This window comes from Chroococcidiopsis cubana SAG 39.79, assembly GCF_003991895.1.
Taxonomy (GTDB): domain Bacteria; phylum Cyanobacteriota; class Cyanobacteriia; order Cyanobacteriales; family Chroococcidiopsidaceae; genus Chroococcidiopsis; species Chroococcidiopsis thermalis.
The window spans coordinates 26,237-32,491 of the sequence record NZ_RSCK01000074.1 but is presented as its reverse complement, the minus strand read 5'-3'; the positions used below and the strand labels follow the sequence as shown (position 1 = coordinate 32,491).

The window sequence follows — 6,255 nt, the reverse complement described above, 5'->3', positions numbered from 1 at the left end:
GCAGCTATTTATGCTGTTATGACTCGAATTATGCTACGTCGCCTATCTGCTTAAAGGTTTACTTTATAAATAGGTTCTAAGAGTTTTTTTACCTGCTATTAAACCGCCGTAAGTTGAGCAAATAGGACAAGTAGGTAAAGCGCAGGTTTCAGGTATGCCACACTTAAGTTTATCTCCTAGCAATTCACCAGTGCAGACAGGCGACCAAATTAAACTACGTCGTTCAACACCACGTCGTTTTGTTGGGGAAATGTAGCATTTTTCTAAAGAGAGTCCATCTTTGGTTGTTAGTTTTACTGTCTCAACCAAGTTAATATTCACCTGTACTTCATGACCGAGATAAAGTTCTTGAGAGCCTTCGAGAATGGCATAAATATCAAAGTGCAGGCGTGCATCGCTAGTTTTAGGAAGTCCAGTTGCCATAATTATTTTTTCTCACTCTTAGTTTTTGCTTTGGTTAGTAGTTCAGGGAACCGAGTGTAAAGAGAAAGTTTGAGATTGTAAGTTAAGTTTTTCCAATCCTTTTCTGCAAGATACTCTTTCTTATGAATGAAATGGTCGTAAACTCTTGTTATATCTTCTGCAAATATGTTTAGCCTTGCTTGTTGAGTTTCTTTATCTATTTCTTCTCTGTCAGAAATAGATACCTCTATTTTTGCCAGTAACTCTTTCAAACGGTCATAGATAAAGCTACAATCTGGATTTCGATAAAATTGTACTTTTGTTATAGTTTTATTTACCTCTTCAAAGGGTTTATAGTAATCACAGAAAAAGTAAGAAAATGCATGACCATCTTCAACCTTTTCGATAAGTTTACTCAATTCGCGCTCCGCATCTTCCTTTGATAAGCACTCACTTGCAATTCTTTTGAATGATTGAGCGAAGGCATAAGTTAAGCCAGTTAAAGCAGCAACATCCTCGTACAAAGTTGCTTTTTGCCATAGTTGATGTTCTTTGTTCATAGTGCTTTCTCTAATCATCTCCCAATATTTTTTGCGGTTTTTTTCTGTCTCAACGACATTTGAGTAGTTAGTAGGTTTTGCCAGTATATAATCTGCCAAATAAGGTAAATCCTGTTGAATGTAGCGTATAGCATCACCCAAGGTCATATTGACATCTTTGTCAGCGTTGATAATTGACTGACCGTAGCTATTCATTAAACCTTTGACAAGAATTAAATGTCTATTGGCTATTAGAATTTTTTGGCTACCTTGGGTAATCAGCCAAAATTCAAAATCTGCTAAAACTTCTACAGGAAAGATTGAAGCAGCTTTAGCCAGTGCATACTGCACTTGACCCATTTTTTGAGAGGCAATTTCTCCTGTATTTGTGCGATCTGAACTTAAAATTAAATAGCGACCTGCACTCAAATGCATCTCTTTATTTGTCAGCATTCTGAGATAGTCTTTTATTTTTAACTCAGAAATTGTACTGCCACTAAGAGACTTAAGCTGTAAAACAATACTTTCATCTGTCACTTTCAGAGGTGAAGCAAAAGCTAAGGCTGAACAGGAAGCACAAATGTGAGGTCTACCTTCACTCGACGCTGACTGACGACGTTGAGAAGGACGCTCAAACATAAATCTCAAAACTTGCCAGCGTGCATTTTTTGGGTCAAGCTTAACACCGCATGAATAGCAAAATTCTTTACTATCATCTCCAGGCGATCGCGCCTCTCCTAAAATCGGTTCTTCTGTCAGTAGCGGTTGTGGTAATGATTTCTTCGGCTCATTTTCTAACAAGCGATACATCTCTGAAATACATTGAGTAAAGATATCACCACGAGTTGAGTTAATTTGGTCGGTAGCAATTTTTGTAAAGTTTTTAGCAATTTTATAAATTTGCTTAAATTTATCTGGATTTTGTTGCTCATCTAGCCGAACAAATTTGAATGGATCGCCTTCAGACTGCTTGAATAATTCCAATTTTTGCTGAATAGATTCTTGAGAAAGAATCAATATTTTTTTTAATTTTTCTTGTTGCTTTTGTAATTTTCGCTGTTCTGCTTTAGTTAAACTTGATTGGAATAATCGAGTTTCGAGTTGTCTCACCTCTTGCAAAGCTGCGTTTTGTTCTTCTAAGCTTCCACCAAAAGACTTGCGAAAATACTCAGTATATTTCAGAGTTTCCTTGTCTTGCATTGCTTGCTTATTTGTTTTAGAGCTGCGCGTTTTGTCATCTAAATCAAATTCTGTAAGCTCTTTTTCTAATAGATCGATCTGTTTCTGACGGCTATTTTGACGTTCTCCGACATCTCGCACTACTGCAAAATACCAAGCAGCTAATACATTAGATTGATCGTTAGTCAAAATTGGTACATCTAAAGTACTAAATCCCCGTCCAGAGAGAGTTACAGAATTTAGCATTTGAATGAAAGTCTGCACTAACCCTGGTAATTGATGTTTAGTATCTCCATAGGCAGAAAAAGCTACTTTTTCTAGAAACTCTTGCCAAAGTTCTACAAAGCTGGGTATTTGCTTATTAGGAATGAAAACTCTCACATGGCGATCGCTTTCATCAAGTACAACAATTTGATATAGCTTTTGCAAGTATTCTAAAAATCGGTCAATCGCACTTTCAGTACTTAATCTTGCTTGCAGCTCACCAGGTAAAGGAGGTTTGTAGAGAATTTGAATTTTACCAATTTCTTGACTTTGATAAATGACTCGGTTTGCTTCAAACTCAAGCTCTAGCGATACTTTTGTGGTTTGATGAGGTTTTGCTAAGTTCAACTCTCGCTTGAGTCGGGGAGAGTCAAACTGTGCAGCAATTGTTACTGCTTCCGATCGACTTGCTAATGCCATCATCAGAGTGGACTTCTGAACTGATACGACACCACTAGCCAAGGCGCTAATCAGAATTCTGATTTGATTAGTGTCAGTCATTTGATTCATTTAGTTGATGCAATTTCTGAGTGTGGGAGCAGACAGCTGTTTCAATGCCTCCTTTTTTGCCATTACATTGACTCACGTATAGAGCATTTACATTTACACTAGAAATAATGACACAACATTTTCCAAAGTGCAACTACATTTTGTAAATGCCTCGAAAAAAAGACACGATTACACTGTCAATTCCGCCAGGAACCAAGGAAAAACTAGAAGCGATCGCCCGTCGCCTCAATATTCTTTGGGGCAAAGATCCTAGTATTTCGGGCTTAATCGTGGCGATCGCCCAACACGCTGTAGAGGTGGGAAAGCCCTTCACGCTTGACTCTAACCAAGTCAACGCTTTGCAGCAGGCTATCAAAGCGCTTAACGATGCAGGTCAAATTGGCGAATCTCAAACTATACTTACACTTTTATTAGAGCGAGGAAACCTTGATGCATCAATCCGCCAATCATTGCTCAAACAGGCAAGTAAGCTCTTACAAGCATGGCGAAGTCAAATTGATGAGTATAGACAAAAGCAACAACCGTTTTATTTGTTTTATGAAAATTCCCAAGGTGAAGAATTACAGTATACCGTGCGCTATGCCGAACCGCGCTTTTTCGATAAGCGGTATTACTTACTCATATGGTGCGAGGAAACGGAAGATGTAAAAAATTCGATTCCCAACTTACCCGAACTTTGGCACAATCGCACTTTAATCTTCGATCGCATTCGTTTAATCGTACCCGCAAGCGGTGAATGGCGAGAGGGATTAGATCATCTAAAAGTATACTTACACTTTCAGGGTTGGATGGTGAAATCCTATGAACGTAGGGAAGATGACTTAGAAGACGAAACGATTGGGGATGTGCGTCAAGTCGTGCGGCGAGTTGTTAACGAGTTTTGGCTGATTCGAGAAGTCCTGCGTTATCGGCAAGATTGCGTCATTGTATCACCACAGAGTATGCGCGATCGCCTCAAACAAGAACTCCTTGCCATGTGCCAGTTGTACGATATCGAAACCAAAAGTTAAATATGGCAAGGATACGAACTAAAAATGCCGCTTAAGTCTAGATATAGTACATATAATCTAACTGCCGACGAGCGGCAACGCGATCGCACAAGTCTTGGAGCGTATAGTTTTGCCAAACTGCATTCGCCGCCTGTTCTGCTGATTGCCAAATTTCCTCAACTGCGCCTCGTTCTGCTCCTTCAGCAGTGCTTTGCTCTACAGAAGATGCGATATCTAATCCTTCAATACATCGCAAAGCATCTAGCAGCGTAATTTGGCGTGGTTCGCGTGCCAGGATGTAACCACCCTTAGCTCCACGGATACCCTTAATCAGTCCGCCTCGCCGCAATATTGCCAGCAGTTGATCCAAATAACGCTCTGGTATATCTCGTCTGGCTGCTATCTGCCGAATTTGGAGCAACTGAGCGCTCTGATAAGCATTCGCCAACTCTAACAGCGCCAGCAGTGCATATTCAGATTTGCTCGAAAGTTCCATTGGAAAAACTAGCCGGAAAGGACGATGTTTTTACTTTAGGTGACAAGATGGCGCGAAACAAATAGAGTTTCTTATCAGCATGATAAACAAAATTCATCGATCCTGACCAGTATCAAAGCGATCGCATATCCCAGCGACACGAACAAAGCCCCCTCAATCTATGGATTGATGCATAGGTAGCGTCACGATAAATTTTGCTCCTTGGCTTGGCTTACTTTCAGCTGCAATACTGCCACCATGCCGCTCGACAATCTTACGGCAAATTGCCAAACCTATACCCGTACCTTCGTACTCGCTGCGACCGTGCAACCGTTGAAAAACTTGAAAAATGCGATCGCAATACTTTTGGTCAAAACCAATACCGTTATCCTCAACTGTAATTTGACAAAGATAAGTATTTAGTAAATTCTCAGTTAATTGTTCTCGATTATCGATAATTTGACTGTATATCTTCACACGAGGAGGTTCGTTTTTTCGCCGAAATTTGAGGGCGTTGCCAATCAAATTCTGCAATAACTGACGCATTTGTAACGGGTCGGCATGAATGCTTGGCAGCTCGCTCAGCTCCACCTGCGCCTCAGTTTGTTGAATTAACACTTCTAAATCTGATAGTACCTCTTTTGCTACCTTGGCAAGATTCACTGCAACGAAGGGTTGCGCTCTAGTTGTAATTCGTGAAAATACGAGCAAATCGTCAATTAAAATCTGCATTCTCTGGGCTGCATTTTGCATCCGTCTTATATAGTCAGCCCCCTGTTCGTTCAGCAGCTCGCCATACTTTTCTTGAAGTCTGTTGCCAAATGCTTGAATCTTGCGCAATGGTTCTTGCAGATCGTGAGAGGCGATCGAAGCAAACTGTTGCAGTTCGGCATTCGATCGCGCTAGCTCCTGAGAGTAGCGAGTTTCTTGTTCTAAAAGTTGAGCTTGAGTTATGGCAATACCAATTTGATCGGCTAGCTGTCCCAGCAACTCTGTCTCAAAATCAGTCCAGTCTCGCGAGCTACTGCATTGATGAGCAATTAATAGACCCCAGAGTTCTGCTTTGGTAATAATCGGCACGACCAGTTTTGCTTTAACTTGGAATTGCCGCATAAATTCAACTAAACACGGCGCAATGTTTTCTTCCCGTTCCACATCGGCAATGCCGCGAATTCGCCCTTGACAGTAAAGCTGATGGCAATCTTCTGGAAAAACTTCCGCAGCAAATTGCTGTCCCAGAACTGAGAACCAACCAGGTAGCACTGCCTCAGCAACTGCACTACCAGTACCATCCGATCGCAGGCGATAAATTACAACTCGATCTGCTTGCAGAATCTTCTGGACTTCGATCGCCGCCGCTTGTAGTATGTCCTCTAACTGAAGTGATTGACGAATTTTCAGCGTCACTTCCGCAAATAATTGCGATCGCTGATACTGCCGTTGGCGCTGCTCGATCTCCTGCTCTAACTGCACGTTTTGCGCTTGGAGTTGCTTGGTTAGCGATCGCAACCGCAGATGTGTCTGCACCCTTGCCAAAACCTCTTCATGCTGTAATGGCTTAGTTACGTAATCGACTGCTCCCACCTGTAAACCCTTCACTTTATCTGCTGTTTCAGATAAGGCAGTCATAAAAATTACCGGAATCTCCCGCGTTGATTCACTGGCTTTGAGGCGGCTGCAAGTTTCAAAACCATCTATCCCTGGCATCAAAATATCTAACAGGATCAGATCTGGTGAGGCATATGCTGCTTTTTGGAGCGCGCTTTCACCATCTTCAGCGATCAAAATTTTGAAACCGTAATTAGTTAAGAAATCGAAAAGGATCTCCAAATTAGTAGGAGTATCATCGACAACTAGGATCGTGCCTGGTTCGGCAGTAGCCACGCTCATTCATGCC

5 protein-coding genes are annotated in these 6,255 nt (G+C 41.3%); 1 reads left to right on the top strand and 4 read right to left on the bottom strand.

Annotated features, from left to right (window positions below):
• Positions 1–63: 63 nt before the first annotated feature.
• Both DSM107010_RS28065 and DSM107010_RS28060 read right to left on the bottom strand, forming a co-directional pair.
• Positions 64–423 carry a hypothetical protein gene (locus tag DSM107010_RS28065; protein WP_241994368.1) on the bottom strand — a complete coding sequence of 120 codons (360 nt, stop codon included), beginning with the start codon at positions 421–423 and terminating at the stop codon, positions 64–66.
• Between the two features lie 2 nt (positions 424–425).
• Positions 426–2,549 carry a hypothetical protein gene (locus DSM107010_RS28060; RefSeq protein WP_241994367.1) on the bottom strand — a complete coding sequence of 708 codons (2,124 nt, stop codon included), beginning with the start codon at positions 2,547–2,549 and terminating at the stop codon, positions 426–428.
• Between the two features lie 491 nt (positions 2,550–3,040).
• Between DSM107010_RS28060 and DSM107010_RS28055 the strand changes: the two genes are divergently transcribed.
• Entirely contained in the window at positions 3,041–3,904 is an 864-nt protein-coding gene (locus DSM107010_RS28055) for a WCX domain-containing protein (protein WP_106171112.1), read from the top strand.
• A gap of 37 nt (positions 3,905–3,941) precedes the next feature.
• On the opposite strand, the gene DSM107010_RS28050 is transcribed toward DSM107010_RS28055, so the two are convergent.
• Both DSM107010_RS28050 and DSM107010_RS28045 read right to left on the bottom strand, forming a co-directional pair.
• The gene (locus tag DSM107010_RS28050) at positions 3,942–4,379 is read right to left on the bottom strand and encodes an Rrf2 family transcriptional regulator (RefSeq protein ID WP_015155042.1); all 438 of its coding nucleotides are present in this window, start codon (positions 4,377–4,379) and stop codon (positions 3,942–3,944) included.
• Between the two features lie 153 nt (positions 4,380–4,532).
• A complete protein-coding gene (locus DSM107010_RS28045) occupies positions 4,533–6,248 on the bottom strand; it encodes a response regulator (protein ID WP_127024461.1) in 1,716 nt (571 codons plus the stop codon).
• Positions 6,249–6,255: the final 7 nt, after the last annotated feature.

What these genes read in the sequence shown, in the direction of transcription:
- DSM107010_RS28045 (WP_127024461.1), bottom strand. Translation starts at nt 6,248, where the DNA reads ATGAGCGTGGCTACTGCCGAACCAGGCACGATCCTAGTTGTCGATGAT.
- DSM107010_RS28055 (WP_106171112.1), top strand. Translation starts at nt 3,041, where the DNA reads ATGCCTCGAAAAAAAGACACGATTACACTGTCAATTCCGCCAGGAACC.
- DSM107010_RS28065 (WP_241994368.1), bottom strand. Translation starts at nt 423, where the DNA reads ATGGCAACTGGACTTCCTAAAACTAGCGATGCACGCCTGCACTTTGAT.
- DSM107010_RS28050 (WP_015155042.1), bottom strand. Translation starts at nt 4,379, where the DNA reads ATGGAACTTTCGAGCAAATCTGAATATGCACTGCTGGCGCTGTTAGAG.